General features: G+C 61.5%; 17 protein-coding genes. 15 read left to right on the top strand and 2 right to left on the bottom strand.

Features of this window, described 5'->3' with window-relative positions:
- The 11 genes from VQ065_RS09550 (at position 1) to VQ065_RS09500 (ending at position 9,935) form a co-directional block, all read left to right on the top strand.
- The gene (locus VQ065_RS09550; RefSeq protein WP_016851606.1) at positions 1 to 549 is read left to right on the top strand and encodes a DUF3158 family protein; all 549 of its coding nucleotides are present in this window, start codon (positions 1 to 3) and stop codon (positions 547 to 549) included.
- Positions 550 to 596: 47 nt separating this feature from the next.
- The gene (locus VQ065_RS09545; protein ID WP_012076855.1) at positions 597 to 1,427 is read left to right on the top strand and encodes a Rha family transcriptional regulator; all 831 of its coding nucleotides are present in this window, start codon (positions 597 to 599) and stop codon (positions 1,425 to 1,427) included.
- Between the two features lie 29 nt (positions 1,428 to 1,456).
- Positions 1,457 to 1,945, top strand: coding sequence for a single-stranded DNA-binding protein (locus VQ065_RS09540; RefSeq protein WP_012076856.1), 489 nt, complete (start codon positions 1,457 to 1,459; stop codon positions 1,943 to 1,945).
- Between the two features lie 149 nt (positions 1,946 to 2,094).
- Positions 2,095 to 2,406 carry a helix-turn-helix domain-containing protein gene (locus VQ065_RS09535; RefSeq protein ID WP_003461002.1) on the top strand — a complete coding sequence of 104 codons (312 nt, stop codon included), beginning with the start codon at positions 2,095 to 2,097 and terminating at the stop codon, positions 2,404 to 2,406.
- A gap of 76 nt (positions 2,407 to 2,482) precedes the next feature.
- Complete coding sequence (crpP, locus tag VQ065_RS09530) at positions 2,483 to 2,680, top strand: ICE-associated protein CrpP (RefSeq protein ID WP_003109353.1); 198 nt, start codon at positions 2,483 to 2,485, stop codon at positions 2,678 to 2,680.
- Positions 2,681 to 2,795: 115 nt separating this feature from the next.
- The gene (gene topA / locus VQ065_RS09525) at positions 2,796 to 4,715 is read left to right on the top strand and encodes a type I DNA topoisomerase (protein ID WP_003120981.1); all 1,920 of its coding nucleotides are present in this window, start codon (positions 2,796 to 2,798) and stop codon (positions 4,713 to 4,715) included.
- An 8-nt stretch (positions 4,716 to 4,723) separates the two neighbouring features.
- Positions 4,724 to 5,476 (top strand): hypothetical protein, encoded by a 753-nt coding sequence (locus VQ065_RS09520; protein ID WP_003120982.1) that lies wholly within the window; start codon positions 4,724 to 4,726, stop codon positions 5,474 to 5,476.
- Between the two features lie 111 nt (positions 5,477 to 5,587).
- The gene (locus tag VQ065_RS09515; protein WP_003448700.1) at positions 5,588 to 7,477 is read left to right on the top strand and encodes a hypothetical protein; all 1,890 of its coding nucleotides are present in this window, start codon (positions 5,588 to 5,590) and stop codon (positions 7,475 to 7,477) included.
- A complete protein-coding gene (locus VQ065_RS09510; protein ID WP_010792226.1) occupies positions 7,474 to 9,450 on the top strand; it encodes a DEAD/DEAH box helicase in 1,977 nt (658 codons plus the stop codon). The genes VQ065_RS09515 and VQ065_RS09510 overlap by 4 nt, the downstream gene beginning before the upstream one ends.
- A 9-nt stretch (positions 9,451 to 9,459) precedes the next feature.
- On the top strand, positions 9,460 to 9,594 hold the full coding sequence (locus tag VQ065_RS09505) for a hypothetical protein (protein ID WP_033179080.1): 135 nt from the start codon (positions 9,460 to 9,462) through the stop codon (positions 9,592 to 9,594).
- Entirely contained in the window at positions 9,591 to 9,935 is a 345-nt protein-coding gene (locus VQ065_RS09500) for a hypothetical protein (RefSeq protein WP_003448665.1), read from the top strand. The genes VQ065_RS09505 and VQ065_RS09500 overlap by 4 nt, the downstream gene beginning before the upstream one ends.
- A gap of 70 nt (positions 9,936 to 10,005) precedes the next feature.
- Here VQ065_RS09500 and VQ065_RS09495 read toward each other — a convergent pair whose 3' ends face one another.
- Positions 10,006 to 10,296: an addiction module antidote protein gene (locus VQ065_RS09495; RefSeq protein WP_003448662.1), complete on the bottom strand. Its 291-nt coding sequence runs from the start codon at positions 10,294 to 10,296 to the stop codon at positions 10,006 to 10,008.
- Positions 10,293 to 10,592 (bottom strand): type II toxin-antitoxin system RelE/ParE family toxin, encoded by a 300-nt coding sequence (locus tag VQ065_RS09490; RefSeq protein WP_003120987.1) that lies wholly within the window; start codon positions 10,590 to 10,592, stop codon positions 10,293 to 10,295. Before VQ065_RS09490 ends, VQ065_RS09495 begins: the two co-directional genes overlap by 4 nt.
- A gap of 201 nt (positions 10,593 to 10,793) precedes the next feature.
- Between VQ065_RS09490 and pilL2 the strand changes: the two genes are divergently transcribed.
- From pilL2 to pilP, 4 genes are read left to right on the top strand one after another with little or no spacing between them, the layout of a single operon-like run.
- Positions 10,794 to 11,915: a PFGI-1 class ICE element type IV pilus protein PilL2 gene (gene pilL2 / locus VQ065_RS09485; RefSeq protein WP_003448658.1), complete on the top strand. Its 1,122-nt coding sequence runs from the start codon at positions 10,794 to 10,796 to the stop codon at positions 11,913 to 11,915.
- Positions 11,915 to 13,624 (top strand): PilN family type IVB pilus formation outer membrane protein, encoded by a 1,710-nt coding sequence (pilN, locus tag VQ065_RS09480; RefSeq protein WP_003123331.1) that lies wholly within the window; start codon positions 11,915 to 11,917, stop codon positions 13,622 to 13,624. The genes pilL2 and pilN overlap by 1 nt, the downstream gene beginning before the upstream one ends.
- Positions 13,625 to 13,627: 3 nt before the next feature.
- On the top strand, positions 13,628 to 14,953 hold the full coding sequence (gene pilO2, locus VQ065_RS09475) for a type 4b pilus protein PilO2 (RefSeq protein ID WP_024947295.1): 1,326 nt from the start codon (positions 13,628 to 13,630) through the stop codon (positions 14,951 to 14,953).
- Positions 14,943 to 15,476, top strand: a complete 534-nt coding sequence (pilP, locus tag VQ065_RS09470; protein WP_003120993.1) for a type IV pilus biogenesis protein PilP — start codon at positions 14,943 to 14,945, stop codon at positions 15,474 to 15,476. The genes pilO2 and pilP overlap by 11 nt, the downstream gene beginning before the upstream one ends.

Genomic DNA, 15,476 nt, shown 5'->3' with positions numbered 1-15,476 from the left:
ATGCGGCAGCTCGATAAGGACCAGCAAGGCGCTCTGCAACAAAGTGCCTTCCGCCCACTGCAACAAACTGCCTTCCAGGCGCTGCAACACAGTGCCTCACTAAAAGGCCTTTTAAAGCCTTTTAAAGGTAAGGGGGAGCTGGCCCAGTTGGCGGAGCAATGCGAAGTCCTGGAGCAGGGATTGCTTGAGCTTGCCCAGGGACTGCTGGCCCAGGTTCGTCGCCCGCCCTTCACTCTTCTGCCCACCCGACTCATCGAGCAGCGCACATCCGCACGCACCACCTTTCTTCGCTGGCAGCACATTGCAACCCGGCGGATGGGCGTCGGGGTGTGGGCGGAAATGCTGCGCCAGGACAAGACCCCGGAATACCTGCTGCAAGACCTCTACGAGATGGAGCTGCAGCGCATCACCCTCAACATGCAGATCAGCCTGATCCACTCCATCGGCAAGCAGGCCGCCGAGTGTGCGGAAAAGATGGGCCAGGCCGAGGCCGAGTTCATGGGCCGACTGCAGCAGAGTCAGACCCGCCCTGGTTCCGTGGGCATGTAGCTGTACCGCTCTACCTTCGACGAAACGATCACCAACGGAGAGACAACATGAGCAACATCAGCAGCAAGACCGTTTCCAACACCAAAGCCCAGCCCTCCACCGAGGTCAGCGTCGAGATCATCGGCGGCAAGCCCACCACGACCAGCCTCGACGTCGCCAAGCATTTTCGGAAGAGGCACGACAACGTGTTACGGGATATCAAAAACTTGGAATGTCCCGAGGATTTTGCACTCCTCAATTTTGAGGAGTGTTCCCGCACGGGAGCGAACAACAGGCCAGAGCCATACGTGCGCATGACTCGCGACGGCTTCACCCTTCTCTGCATGGGGTTCACTGGCAAGGAAGCTATGCACTGGAAGGTCGCTTACATCAACGCCTTCAACAAGATGGAACAGGCGATCATCGAGCAACCCGAGATCCTCAGCCACAACCACCTGCTCCAGTTCGCTATCAAGACCCTCGACCTGATGCGCGACCACACCCTCGGCGAGCCGGCCCGACCCAGGACAGAACAGGTCGTATGCAACTACCTGGCCGTCGAGTCCTTGGACGCGGCGAATCCCGAGCAGATCAAGCAGGCCCTGAACTTCCTCCAGGGGCAGATCATCGGTGAAGGTGTGGCCGCCAAGTCCTTGCCCAGCGTGGCCGGCTCCTCCATCGCCAAGGACCTGCTCTACGGCTTGCTGCGCTCCGCTCATGACGCGGAGCTGCTGTTCAACTCCCTTTACGACAGCGGCGTCGAAAAGCTGGCCAGCGAAGTGTTCAAGGAGCACATGGCCAACACCTTGGCTGCAACGTCTCGGCAAACCCGTGAACTGCTCGGGTACGTGGCCAGCCGCGCCACTCGCTCCCCCTTCAAACCACGCTCCACCCACTAACCCCCGACTCAACCGACTGGAGATTCATCATGGCTACCCCCGTCTTCTGGGAAGGCAACATCGGCTCGGCGCCGGAGCACCGCAGCTTCCCCAACGGCAACAATCCCCCGCGGCAGTTGCTGCGTCTCAACGTGATGTTCGACAACTCGATTCCCGATGGCCAGGGTGGCTACAAGGATCGCGGCGGCTTCTGGTGCAGCGTCGAGTGGTGGCATCAGGATGCCCAGCGTTTCGCCGAACTGTTCGCGAAAGGTATGCGCGTCAAGGTCGAAGGCCGGGCGATCATGGACCGCTGGCCGGACAAAGAGTCTGGCGAAGAAGTACAGGCGCTGAAGGTCGAAGCCTCGCGCATTTCCATCCTTCCGCATCGCCTGGCCGAGGTCACCCTGTTGCCGTCTACCAACGGCCAGTCGACACAACATCAGCAGTCTCGGCAGGTGCCGCCGCAACCTGCTCAGCAGGATGCGCAATCGCAGCAGGACTACGACAGCGCCTTCGACGACGACATCCCCATGTAACAGGCGGCTTAATTTTTGGCCGCCCATTCGTGAAGCTGCGGGTGGCAAGCACTACTCTTCGCCGCCCGCAGCCTCTTAAAAACACTCGAGCAACTGGATCAACCACAATGATCGGAAATCGACTGAGGGAAGAAAGGCTTCGACTGGAAATGAGCCAAGACGCCTTTTCACAGCACTGTGGGGTGACGAAGAACACTCAGGTTTCGTATGAGAAGGGACGGCGCAGTCCCGATACCACCTATCTGCTTAAAGCCATCGAGATCGGAGTCGACGTTCTATACGTAGTCACTGGCCGACATGTTCCAGCGGCGGTGAAAGCGCTCACTCAAGAGCAGCTGGATATCCTCAATTACATGTCCGGAATGTCCGAGCAAAACCGCGCCGATCTCGTTCGCGTGGGAAGGGCAATGTATGACGCCAACCAGTTTCGAAGGATGGCGCCTGCAAACTCCCTGTCTTAATTTTGGCCGCCCGTTCGTGAAGTCTCTGGTGGCAAGGGCTTCCGATTCGGAAATCTCGACCAGTACGAGGTGCAGTGTGTCAAAGAAAGCTACCGATACCGACAAGCTGGACAGACGACACTTCAACGATCCCCACCGGACTGTACGGGCTATTGGTGCTGAGGCCGCGCGGAAAGGGCTACGGGTGTTCGACTGCCCCTACAGTCATCCTGCGATGCGGGCGTCCTGGTTGAAAGGGTTTGCCCAGGAGCAGCAACAGCAGCTCGACTTCTGATCGATCCCGCTCTACAGCACCTCCCGAAAACTGCAACAGCGTACCGTCCATTTCGCATTGTTGGCCCGCTCTCTGACCGCGACAGTTCGACCGACTGTTCCGAGAGACTCCGCCGATGCACCTTGTAATCATTGAAGCCCCGGGCAAGCTGAAAAAGCTGCGGTCCCTTCTCCCCTCCATTCGTCCCGACGTGACCTGGCAGGTCGAGGCGACAGCCGGCCACATCAGAGACCTCCCCGTTCACGGCCAGGATCCGCAGATGCTCACCGTCGGCGTGGGCCAGGATTTCAAACCGCACTACCAGATCCTCTCGGGCAAGGAAAAAGCCGTCGCACGGCTGAAGGATCTGCAGCAGAAAGCTCTGGAGATCTACGTCGCATCCGACCCGGATCGGGAAGGCGAAAGCATCGGCTGGCACATACTCCAGGCTGCCGGGATCAAGAACTACAAGCGCGTTGCCTTCAAAGAGATCACCAAGTCATGCATCAGCGCCGAACTCAGCTCGCCGCGTCGCCTGGACCTCCCGAAGGTCGCCTCGCAGGAATGCCGTCGCGTCATCGATCGCCTGGTGGGGTATCTGGTCACGCCAGAGTTGCGGCGCGTGATGGGCAGGCCAACCACCGCCGGGCGCGTGCAGTCCGTCGCTGTGTACCTGGTGGTCCTGCGAGAGCGGGAGATTCGCGCCTTCACACCAATCAAGCATTTCGGGGTGGAACTGGCCTTCGTTTCGCCCAGCGACGGCCGCACCTGGAAGGCGGAGTGGGATCCAGTGCCCACGTTTGCCAGCAAGGAATTTCCGTATATCCAGGATCGTCAACTCGCAGAACTGGTGGGGGCTATACGCAATGTGATCGTCGAGACCTGCATTGATGGCGAAGAAACCGATATGCCTCCGGCGCCGTTCATCTCCTCTTCGCTCCAGATGGCAGCCGGAAATGCACTGAAGTGGTCACCCGACAAGACGATGAAAGTCGCCCAGCGGCTGTATGAACAGGGGCTCATCACTTACCACCGAACGGACAACCCCAATATTTCGAAGGACTCGATGCCGGATATCCGTGCTGTCGCCAAAGCCTTGGGGCTGAAGTGTGTAGAGCAACAGCGAATGTTCAAAGCGGACCAAGACGCTCAGGAAGGCCACCCCGCCATCACCCCTACCGACTGGATGGCCGCTACCGCCGGTGAAACTGCTGATGAGCAGGCGCTGTACCAGCTCATTCGAGTTCGCGCGCTTGCCAGCCAGATCGAAGCTGCCGTGTACGCAGTGAGAACCATCACCCTCCTGGGCGTCGGCCCCGACAAAAAGCCACTGCGCTTCGGCGCCAAAGGGAAGCTGTTGAACGTGCCTGGATGGAGAAAACTGCTGCAGGGCGATGATGCCGAGGAGCAAAAGAACGAAACGCCTTCAAGCCCCATCCCGGCGCTGGAGCCAGGCCAGATACTCAAGGTCTACAGCGGCGAGGTCCTGGAGAAGAAAACCACCCCTCCCAAACGCTTCACCGATGCCAGCCTGGTGGGCGAGATGAAGCGCCGCGGGATTGGTCGGCCATCCTCCTACGCCTCGATCGTGAAGAACATCATCGACAAGGGCCAGGTGCAGATGAAGGGCCGAAGCCTGATCCCCGGCGAGCTGGGCGAGGCCACCATAGCGCTCCTGGAGCACAACTTCAGCTTCCTCAGCCTCGACTTCACCCGCAACCTCGAGGTCGCCCTGGACCGGATCGCCAACAGCGAGGACACCTACATGAACGTGGTCCAGCAGTTCTACCAGCTCCTGCAGTCAGAGCTGCAGACGCTGCGCGCGCTCCCCAGCGCACAGGGCGACCCGCGAGCAAGCTCTACCGCCAGCGCTCCCTCGGCGCCGGCCAGTGACTTCCTCTGCGGCAAGTGCGGTCTGCCCCTGGTCCACCGAAAGAAAGCCGGCAAGGGCGGCTTCGACTTCTGGGGTTGCAGCGGCTATCGCAGCACCGGCTGCAAAGTCAGCTACCCCACCAAGGACGGCCAACCTGACTTCGACAACCCGCGCGGGCTATAGGTAAATACATGAACATGCAGACCAGCACCGACAGGAACCTCAATTTCGACTTCGTGCGCAGGCAAGTCGAGCAACCGCCAGCATGGGCATCAGAGGTCCTGCTGTCGTGGGAGGAAGCCTACCCCCAGGAAAAGCACGCCTTCCTTCAAAGCCACTACTGGACCGAGACGGGATCGATCAATGTGTTCCGCGTCGTGGGTACCGACCGCAAAGACTACCGGGGAAGGTCCTGGCTCGACTTCCTCACTGGCGGCAAGCGAATGCAGCGAAACCTGCAGGCCTTGCTGGACAACCCGAGCTACTACCTGCAGCCAACGGAGCGTAGGCCCGCGATCCACTACAACACGCTCGATGGCTTGAGCTTCTACGTCGGCTCCGACGGCAACCACCGCACCTGTATTGCTCGATTCTTCCTGGCCGAGCAGCAGAAGAGCCAGCTCCACGACGTGACGCTCAACCACTACCAGGTCAACGACGCCTTCTACCGCCTGTACGGGCAACTCCGGCAACAGGTCCTGCTACAAGGGCTGCCTGTACAAGTTCATCCGGAGCGCGTGCAGTTGGGCCGGGAAGATACTGCTGGCTGGAAGATGGATACCTACCAGACCACTTTGAACTGGCTGAACCTCAAGACTCAGGAGGAAATATCTCTGAACGAAGCCCAGGCGCGGGAGCAACTCATCGACCTCATTCGGAGAAAACCATCTGAAGAGCAACCGCGAGGCTGGAAGGCAAGGCTGAAATGTCTCATCTCAGGCTGAGCTCGCGGTCAGACCTGCAAGAAAATTCAGGCCGCGTGGCCTGAACATTTCCCATCGATCCGAAGCACACCAACCGGCCACAGTGCTACTCGCTTACACAGGAGCAAGCGCGTGGTACCACTCGACAATGCCTCCCCTAGCGGGCCGCTACAGGATCCATCCCTGGCCCGCTACAGCGAGCGGCAGCTCGCCGTTGCCAACACCTGGGCAACCCATTTTTCCCTCGCAGGGACAGCTCGAACCAAGTTCATCCGTCACTACCTGCGCAGCACCTCTACGACCAGGTGCTGGTGCATCACCGTCGCTGCTGACAACGGTGTGCGCTACACCATCATGCGTGCAGGGCCACTGCTCCAGGTATTCGACGGTCAACTAATCGGTGCGTGGGAGTGCAAGCCTGCCCATCGTATCCCGGCAAGCACGCCGTCCCCAGCAGGGGCGTTGAAGCTGCTACAGCGCCTTCAAAAGTTCGACGACGCAGTTGCTGTACTCAGCTCATACACCAGACGAGCGCACGACCTAGCCACACAGATGGCCAGGGACGATCTCGGACTTCAACATCGCCTCGTGTATCCGAGCCACAGCAACAAGCGCTACTACGCACCAAGGCGCCAGTTCTACTTGAAGCAGATCGGAGCGGTCTTGCGAACCTTCAGACAGCTCCTGGACCAAGACCTGCTGTTCGCCATCTGCTCGGTTCGGTGCCTCTCGCCCCAGCTCTACAACTGGCTGGCTCAAGGCAATCAGGCGCGCCGGCTGCAGATGCTGAAGGCTCAGCCGGTCTTGACGCCGCTACTGGTGGATTGCGAGGAGGGAGTCTGGCCTCACACGACGACCAACGACAACGGCGAGAGCATCTGCCATTTCCTTCCTTGCCCTTTTTCCCTGCTTGACAGTGAACGACCGCAGGCCGCCGCCGTGCCATGCGACTTGTACCTCGATATGGGCCGTATTCTTGGGCAGGTCGCGGACGAAGGGATTTCGGTCATCAACTTTTTCGCCTGGCTATTTCAGGCGCCACGGTCCTCGATTCGATTTCTTAGTCACGTCAGTCCCGGCCGTGCGGGAGGAGCTCTCTTCCATCGCAAACGGGAAGGCCGATATTCGGGATGGCATGCTCTCCTACTGGCAGCATCGTTAGGTAACCGGCGGCCGATCACTCGCGCTCAATGGACAGCATTCTATGCCGCCTACAATGCGATCCCTTGGCAAATTCACAACGCCAAGCCCGACTACAACCGTCTCTTCAACGGCTGCCCGTCGGATTGGCAGGATCCGGCATGGCTTGCAATCACTGCACGGCTGAGCGACATCAAGGAATTCTATTCCGCCCTCGACCAAGGGAACTCACAGGTTGTTCGGCAGGCGCGCAGCGCCCTGAAAGCGTATCTGGGTCATTGTACCTACCGACAGGCTGGCAACCTGGTGGACGACTACCACCAGGTCCAGAGGGAACTGCGTGCTGCAGTGCAGAGCAGCCTGCCCGATCTGGTCGACACCGACGAGTACACCACCTGGGAGGGAATGCTGCATGTCGGCCTTGTCGATTGCCCTAATGGCCTGCAGATCGTCGAGCTCCGCTGTCCTGCCGACCTCTATGCCGAACATATCGCTCTGGCACATTGCATCGATAGCTACGACCAGGCCGCCTACCGAGGAGACTGCCGACTGCTCTCAGTACGTGAGGCTGGTCGTCCGCTGGCCTCTGCCGAATTGGAGCTCAGGCGTGAGCATGGCGAGCCTCTAGGTAGGCCCTGGAATCCCAAGCACCTTTCCACGGTGCAACTGCGCGAACTCGATAATGACCCCGTGCCGGCCGACTCTCCTGCCGGCCAGGCATACCGCTGGTTCATGGAACGGATTCGCTCTGGAGCCATAGCGACGAACCTGAACTGGCCCGACATGACCGTCTACATGACGCGCTTCGCCGATGGTCGCTGGAAGGCGGGCCTCGCCGAAGCCACGGCGAAGTGGCTGCTCACTCGGTTGGAAAACCGATGAGCCGTCCACGTCTGGTCAACCGTACCTCCGCGACTCCTTCGACGCTTCTGCAGCGGGCTATCTTCGACGGCTACGACTTCGGCTTGAAGATCCCCTACATCGCAGGCAGCAACCGCGCGCTGCTGGAACTGTCCGGCTTCTTCATCAGCGCCCGGGAGCATCCGTTGCACCGCTACTGGCGGGTCCCCAAGGGCAAGTTGCTGCCCGAACTGGACTCGCTGTACAACCGACTCGCCGAGCTCGCTGGAGGCCTCCACTCACAGTCTTGGCGGGACTTCAGCGGCATGGTCGAATCTGCACAGGCCTCGCTTGACCGACAGGCCTTCACCTGGGGTTTGCTGCTGCGCATCGCGCCGCTGGCCGAGGGCGGCGTCTTGCTGTCAGGCGAGTTCCATCCCGGTGTGGTGGCGGTGGCTCGGCGGATGCGCGGGGTGTTCCTGCGCCCATCGAGCTCCTGGCGCATCGACGCCACACCTGAGCTGCTCCGCAGCAACCTGATCCTGGAGCTTGGCCTCGCCGAGGAACAATTCGAGATCCTGGATACCGTCCAGGAGCTGCTCAGCGACGGTAGCTTCGCACCGGCGACCGAGCTGCCCAGCATGAGCATCGGCGGTCCACAGCAGGAACCGGCAGCGCCATCCCTGGAGGACGAGTCAGCTTGTGACATCTACCTCGCCGCGGTGCCAGAGATCGAGCGCACCGAGTACAGCTCGGCTGATATCGAGGCGGCGCTTCAGGGCTACTCGCTACTGGCCCACCAGCCTGCCGGCATCGCTCACCTGCTGCAGAGAACCAGCGCCCTGTTGGCCGACGACATGGGATTGGGCAAGACCCGCCAGGCGGTCATCGCCGCTTCGATCCGAGCGGCGGGCAGGCCAATTCTGGTCATCACCCTGGCCACCCTGTTGATCAATTGGCAGCGCGAAATCCAGCAGGTCTATCCCTCGGCCACCGTGGCTATCCAGCAGGACAACCCAGAGGCGCAGTGGATCCTGGTCAACTACGAGCAGTTGAGCCCCTTCGTCGCCAACGCTTCGCGCTTCGCCGTGATGGTCATCGACGAGGCGCAGCGGATGAAGGAACCGACGGCGCAATGCACGCGGCACGGTTTCGACATTGCCGCCCAAGTGCCGAACCGCTACCTGCTTACCGGCACGCCGGTGCTCAACCGTGAAACCGAGCTGCACACCCTGCTTCGCCTCTCAGGCCACCCCATCGGCCAACTGCCGCTGAAAGAGTTCTGCGACCGTTTCGCCGGCAACCCGGAGTTCCGCCAGAGTCTGCGGGCGGAGCTGGGTGACTGGATGCTGCGCAGGCGCAAAGATGTGCTGCCCAGCCTCAAGGGAAAGCAGCGGCAGTTGCTGAAGGTGGCCCTCTCCACCGAGGAACGCCAGCAATACGACGTGCTGCGCCTCGAGGACCGACCGGTCTTCGCGCGACTCGGCGCGCTGCGGCGTTACCTGGAAACGGTGAAGGTTCGCGTGGCGATGGACCTGTTGAGCGAGCTCGACGCCGAGGACAAGGTGATCCTGTTCTGCGAGTTCAAGCCGACCGTGGCTGCGCTGAAGGAACTCTGCGAGCAGGCCGGGCTCGGCTGCGTCACGCTGGTGGGCAATGATTCGCTCACCAAGCGGCAGAAGGCGATCGATCGCTTCCAGCAGGATCCCGACTGCCGGGTGTTCATCTGCACAACGGCGGCCGCCGGGACGGGCAACAACCTCACTGCGGCGAACTACGTGTTTTTCCTCGGCCTGCCCTGGACTCCCGGTCAGCAGGAACAAGCCGAAGACCGCGCGTACCGCAACGGCCAGCTCCGCATGGTCGTGGTGAAGATCCCACTGGTCGAGGGCACGATCGACGAGCAGCTGTGGCAACTGCTCAACGCGAAACGCCAGGTTGCCCAGGACCTCATCGAGCCCGAGCAGGTCGACGGAAACCGTGCGCTTTTGGCCGCAAGCCTTGCCGAACGCTGATTACTCGGGTTGAACCAGCCGCTGATCGACACAGCAAAAAAACTACTCGCACCAACCGAGCACTTCCTGCTGCAACACGGAGGAGCAGGAAGCAAGCTCGATCACAACGACACGACTGTTCAGCAGGAGATGCCCCAAAAATGAGATTCGAGCAGCCCTCACCGACTATCGACTACAGAAGAAATATGGTGCTGCAAGCGTTGCTGAAGATCGAGGCGCTCTACGAGCTCGCACATGCCGCCTCTCCAGAGCTGCTAGCAAACATTAAGGAAACGCTGGCCGACCCAGATAGACTTTGCGAAATGGCGACAGCAATCGCCTTATATTACCTTCACCGGGAACCTACAGTTCCAGCGCTATACATAGAACTCGTCGAGGATGAAGTTGCACGCTACCCCTTCACCTATGACGAGATAGAGTCAGTGATGGATTCAAAGATTAGGGAAGTCCTATTCCCTAGGTATGAGCGATACCACGATACATGAGTGAGCCCAGCAACTCGATTCACCAGTGATAGCCAAGGATCGGGAGAGAGAACTCTAACTGGACGAGTTCTCACTGAGCATGCGGGCGGGCGGTCAGATCAACTCCCAGAGCTCGCATTACTGCCAGCATGGTTTTCAATGTAGGGTTCCCGCGCTCACTAAACGATTTGTAAAGCTGCTCCCTGGCCAAACCCGTTTCCTTGGCCAACTCCGTCATCCCCTTGGCGCGGGCCACGACTCCCATAGCCTTAGCGATATAGGCGGTGTCTCCAGTATCCAAAGCGTCTGCGATGAACAGAGCCATGGCCTCCGGGCTATCCAGCGCTTGCGCGGGGTCATAATCATAAATTTGCTCGGTCATTGCGGCCTCCACTCATTTGCCAGGCGTTTCGCCATTTCTATATCCCTGGCCTGGCTGCTCTTGTCTCCACCACATAGCAGGATGACGATTTCCGTCCCGCGCTGCTGGAAGTACACCCGATAGCCTGGGCCATAGTGAATCCTCAACTCGCTCACACCCTGGCCGACTGGTGACACATCGCCGGGTAGTCCATTCGCCAATCGGAAGATACGGGCGGCGATCACGGCCTTTGCCCGCCGATCCTTTAGCTTGCTTTCCCATGCCATGAAAGTGGCGGTTTGTTTGACTTCAACCATGGATCAACTGTGACTTATAAATCACAAACAGTCAATCGCTCGCAGCCTTAGCACACGCTTTGTTCCAAATTCTGTTGGCTCCCCTTGAAGCACAATCCTTCGGATAGGCAAAATAAATCCCCTCCCCTGTTGCCGAGTATTTCCTGCTGAAGCATGGCGATTGGCCTGCCATTGTGTGCCCCATCATCAAAGGGGGCCTCAATGACCAGGCAGTTGACCACTCTCACGCTGTGCCTGCTGCTCGCCAGCTGCACGACCCACAAGGCTGAGCCGGCCAGGCCCGCCTTCGACAGCAGCCGCAATCCAGACCTGCTCTCACCGGACCTGTACCCGAATGGCGTACAACCGGAGAAGGAGCCCGTCGTGCGCTACGGGCGCTACACCCTGGTCAGCACCCAGCCGGACGCTGGCCAGCGCGACCTGATGGCACAGATCATCGACGTGACCATCCCGTCGAGCATGAACCCGAGTGTCAAGGATGCCATGCAGTACGTGATGAGCCGCTCGGGTTACTCGCTGTGCCCGGCAGAGGCCGGTCATGTGAACATCCTCTACACCCGGCCGCTGCCGGCGGCTCAGTACAAGCTCGGCCCCATGACCCTGCGCAACACCCTCCAGGTCCTCTCCGGTCCAGCCTGGCAGGTTAAGGTCGACGAAGTGGCGCGGCAGGTCTGCTTCGTGCTTCGCCCGGGCTATCAACTTCCCCCGGCGCCGAGGCCGAAACCAGTCCAGCAACTGTATGCGAAGCCCGCTGCCCCAACTCCAGCGGCGGTAGCGCAACCCTCCTCCACGGAGAAAGTCAGCACGCTGGAGTCGCCCGTCGTGGTCGCCTCGGTGCCAACGCCGGCGCCGATCACAACCAGCCCCGCTCCGACCAAGAAGCCTGAATCCACCACTGTGTTCCCCCCAGCAGCACCGGCCAAGGATGGCCACCCCTCTTCTCCTCCCGCGGCTTTGGCACCGATCAAGCCCTTGGCTTCCGCCGTGAAGTCCATGCCGCCCACTCCGGCCGTGGCTTCCGCCCCTCCGGTCAAGGTGCTCACGCCGGCGGAGCCGAGCCGGCAGTTGGCACAGTCCTGGTCAGCCGAGACGGGATCAACCCTGCGCGACACCTTGGAAGCCTGGGCCAAGCGCGCACGCTGGACGGTCCGCTGGGAGCCGCAGGATCTCAACTATCCGATCGAAGCTCCCCTGAGCTTCCACGGCTCCTTCGAGGACGCGGTATCCGAGCTGTTCCCGCTGTATGACGCTGCCGAACGGCCCTTCCTGGTGAACGCCAGCCGCCCGCAGTCCCTGATCATCATCAAGGAGCGCAAGAACTGATGCGTGCCCCCCTGAAGAACCTCTTGCCTTGCCTCCTGATCCCCGCGCTGGCCAGTTGCTCGGTCACGCGGGTGAACGAGTCGGCGGATCGTGTCGAAGCTACGGCAGATTCCGCGTCGACGATCGCAGCACAGATGCGCAACACCCGACCGGATCGCCGCGATACGGTGGTGTTCTCCGACAAACCCTGGGTCAGCACGAAGCCCCTGAGCGTTTCGCACACCTTGTCCAGTGACTGCATCGTGACGTGGCGCCCTGCAGGCGCAGCGTCGCTGCAGGAGGCCGCCCAGGAAGTCATCAACCAATGCCACCTGGCGGTCAGTATCACGCCCGACGCGCTGAACCCGGCCGCTTTTGCCCTGCAACCTCAGCAGCGCGCGAGCAACGCCCCGCCGCCCATCCAAGGCGGCCAGGACATGGCCACCATGCTGTTTCCTGCCTCCGTCGCCAACGGCATGTCCCTAGGTGCCGGCGGCAGCATGGGATCGAGCTTCGGGTCCTACGGCCCGCGGTCGCTGTACAACATCAAATGGAACGGCAAGGTCAGCGGGTTCCTCGATCTCATCGCCGCCCGCGCCGGCGTGTCCTGGCGCTACAACCCAACCGAGAAACGGGTCGAGTTCTACTACCTGGACACTCGGACCTTCCGCATCTACGCCTTCGACGACGTCAACACGGTGGACTCCACCGTGCGTTCCGGTATGACGACGGCCGCCGGCATCAGCGGGGATGGCTCCGGATCCACTGGACAGAATGGCAGCTCCGGCATCAGCGGCGACTCCGGCAGCAAGCAGACCACCAGCTCCGAGCTGAAGACCTCGATCCTCAGCGACATAGAGAACAGCATCAACTCGATGCTGACGCCGAGCATGGGACGCATGTCGCTGTCGCGTGCCACGGGCACCCTGACCGTCACCGACCGACCAGAGGTCCTCAACCGCGTCCAGCAGTTGGTCAACCGGGAGAACGAGAGCATCACCAAGCAGGTGCTGCTGAACGTCAACGTGCTCTCGGTCGCCCTGACCGACAAGGATCAACTGGGGATCGACTGGAACCTGGTCTACAAGTCGCTCAACAACAAGTGGGGCATCGGCCTGAAGAACACCATGCCAGGCATCGATCAAAGCGCGATCTCCGGCTCCGTGAGCATCCTGGATACCGCCAACAGCGCCTGGGCAGGATCCAAGGCCATGGTCCAGGCGCTGGCCCAGCAGGGCCGCGTCTCGACCGTCCGCTCCCCGTCCGTGACCACGCTCAACCTCCAGTCGGCGCCGATCCAGATCGGCCGCTACGACAGCTACCTGGCCTCCAGCCAGATCTCCAACGTCGCCCAGGTCGGCAGTACCACCTCGCTGATCCCGGGCGCAGTGACCAGCGGCTACAACATGAGCCTGCTGCCGTTCGTGATGGAAAGCGGCGAGATGCTGCTGAAGATCAACATCAACATGACCTCCCGGCCGACGTTCGAAATGCAGACCAGCGGAGACTCCAAAGCCCAGTTCCCGAGCTACGACATCCAGCTGTTCGACCAGAAGGTACGCCTGCGCAGCGGCGAGACCTTGGTGCTCTCCGGCTTCGACCAGACCACCGAGGATACCAACAAGGTCGGCACCGGCGACGCCGGATTCTTCGGCCTTGGCGGCGGGCTGACCCGCAATACCAAACGCGAGGTCATCGTGGTGCTGATCACCCCCGTCGTGCTGGGCTGAACCATGGAGAAACCTGACATCGGTAGCCGTGGACCAGACGTCTCGATCCTGAGCTACCACGGCAACAAGTTCGTCAGCGGCCTGTTCTGGCGGCCGCTATCCAGCCAGCGGCAGTACATGAAGGAAGCGCGCAAGCTGGGCAAGGAAGAGCATCTGGACATCGTTGCCATCCGCCATTCGCCGACAGTGATCCAGGCCGGCTTCGTTTCGAAGTCGCAAGGCGCAGTCAAGGGCATGTACTCCCTGGCCTCGGCGCTTTCAGGCCAGTTCGAAGGCGACTTCCTGGCCTGCTGGAAGGTCGACGAGGACCGCTACGCACTGGTCGCCACGCTCGATGGCGCGATCGTCCCCGGCCAGGACCTGGTCACCACCTTCGACGAAGCCAGGGACCGGGTCAGGAAGCTCTCTACGCGCGGCGTGCTTCGAAACGCACAGGTCTTCGTTCCCGAAGGATTCGATTTCCCCGTCAAGGACTTCGACATCGAGGAACTGCTCGCGCCGAAGCGCCTGCGGCGCGACTACCGCCTCCGGCAACTCACCTTCGGCTTGTCCGCCAGGGAGTGGACGGCAGTGGCCCTGCTCGGTTGCCTGGTAGGCGGGTCGCTAACCGCCTACTACCTATGGAATGCCCACCAGCAAGAGCTCGCCAGACAAGCCGCGCTCCTCGAGGAGCAGAGGCGCCTCGCCGAGCTGGCCGAGAAGAACGCCCAGGCCAAGCAGCCGCTGGACCTGGCGTCATTGCAGAAGCCCTGGACGCTCATGCCTGACCTCGAGGACATGCTACGCGCCTGTAGCAAGGCAACGGGGGTACTGTCGCTGTCGATCCAGGGCTGGCTCTTCGAATCCAGCAAGTGCGACGGCAGGGTCCTGGTCGCCACCTACCACCGTACCGGCAACAGCACGGCAGCCGACCTGACAGCGGCCAGCCAGCACCTGTTCGCCGACCGCCCCGCCTTCGTCATCGACAACGGCAACACCGCGGCCCTGAAGGTCGACCTGAAAGTCGCCATCGGTAGCGATGAGCCGCTGCAGCCAGCCGACGACGCGCTGCAGGCGCTCACCAGCCATCTGTACCGTCAGGGTGTCGAGCCCAAGCTGTCGATCAGCCAGGAGACAACTCCGCCCCTTCCTGGCGCGGAAGCGGCGAGGGAGCAGCAAGTGGTGTTGCCTTCCTGGAAGAAATTCACCTTCAGCGCCCAGACCAGGCTCCCGGCAGACCTGACCTTCCAGGGGCTGCCCGCCGCCGGGGTCCGCATCACCAACCTCGAAACCACGCTCAAGGACAGCCAGTTGGACTGGACTGTCACAGGAGAAATCTATGCGAACTGAGCCGATCGGCATGGCCGTGGCCGTGCTCTTCCTCCTCGCGTCCGGCCAGGCCTGCGCCGGCACCGTTGGCGAACTGGCGGAGATCCAGGCCCAGGCCATCCTCACCGAGGCCAAGGTGCGTCTGGCCACGGCGCAGCGGCAACTGGAGGGCAAAGGCGAAACCGGCCAGATCGTCAGCGCCCAGGGGCAGACGTTCGCCATGCCGGTGCCGGCGGCGCCGCCGACGATCACGCAGCCGGTTCCGCCGGTGGTGCGGACCATCTACGGCGCCGGAGGCAAGATGACTGCCACATTCTTGTTCCCGGGCGGGTACGAGATTGACGCCGCCAGCGGCGCGGAGCTGCCGGGCAACTACCGCGTCGAGTCGATCTCCCTGGACCAGGTCGTACTCACCGACAAGGACGGCAACCGCGTGCCCGTGGGCTTCTCCAGCGTTGCCCCCACCCAAGCCGCCTCCTCGGCCCAAGGCGCCTCCGTTCCGCCGGCGCTGCCCGGGGCGGTACCGCAGCCGTTCATCCAGTAG

Source organism: Pseudomonas sp. KBN10P06128 (assembly GCF_037574945.1).
Classification (GTDB): Bacteria; Pseudomonadota; Gammaproteobacteria; order Pseudomonadales; family Pseudomonadaceae; genus Pseudomonas; species Pseudomonas aeruginosa.
This window is presented reverse-complemented; position numbering and strand designations above follow the sequence as displayed.

Coding starts and splice junctions, on each gene's coding strand:
- VQ065_RS09550 (WP_016851606.1), top strand. CDS start 1: ATGCGGCAGCTCGATAAGGACCAGCAAGGCGCTCTGCAACAAAGTGCC.
- pilP (WP_003120993.1), top strand. CDS start 14,943: ATGCGAACTGAGCCGATCGGCATGGCCGTGGCCGTGCTCTTCCTCCTC.
- VQ065_RS09500 (WP_003448665.1), top strand. CDS start 9,591: ATGAGATTCGAGCAGCCCTCACCGACTATCGACTACAGAAGAAATATG.
- VQ065_RS09540 (WP_012076856.1), top strand. CDS start 1,457: ATGGCTACCCCCGTCTTCTGGGAAGGCAACATCGGCTCGGCGCCGGAG.
- VQ065_RS09495 (WP_003448662.1), bottom strand. CDS start 10,296: ATGACCGAGCAAATTTATGATTATGACCCCGCGCAAGCGCTGGATAGC.
- VQ065_RS09510 (WP_010792226.1), top strand. CDS start 7,474: ATGAGCCGTCCACGTCTGGTCAACCGTACCTCCGCGACTCCTTCGACG.
- pilO2 (WP_024947295.1), top strand. CDS start 13,628: ATGGAGAAACCTGACATCGGTAGCCGTGGACCAGACGTCTCGATCCTG.
- pilL2 (WP_003448658.1), top strand. CDS start 10,794: ATGACCAGGCAGTTGACCACTCTCACGCTGTGCCTGCTGCTCGCCAGC.
- VQ065_RS09520 (WP_003120982.1), top strand. CDS start 4,724: ATGAACATGCAGACCAGCACCGACAGGAACCTCAATTTCGACTTCGTG.
- pilN (WP_003123331.1), top strand. CDS start 11,915: ATGCGTGCCCCCCTGAAGAACCTCTTGCCTTGCCTCCTGATCCCCGCG.
- topA (WP_003120981.1), top strand. CDS start 2,796: ATGCACCTTGTAATCATTGAAGCCCCGGGCAAGCTGAAAAAGCTGCGG.
- VQ065_RS09545 (WP_012076855.1), top strand. CDS start 597: ATGAGCAACATCAGCAGCAAGACCGTTTCCAACACCAAAGCCCAGCCC.
- VQ065_RS09535 (WP_003461002.1), top strand. CDS start 2,095: ATGAGCCAAGACGCCTTTTCACAGCACTGTGGGGTGACGAAGAACACT.
- VQ065_RS09490 (WP_003120987.1), bottom strand. CDS start 10,592: ATGGTTGAAGTCAAACAAACCGCCACTTTCATGGCATGGGAAAGCAAG.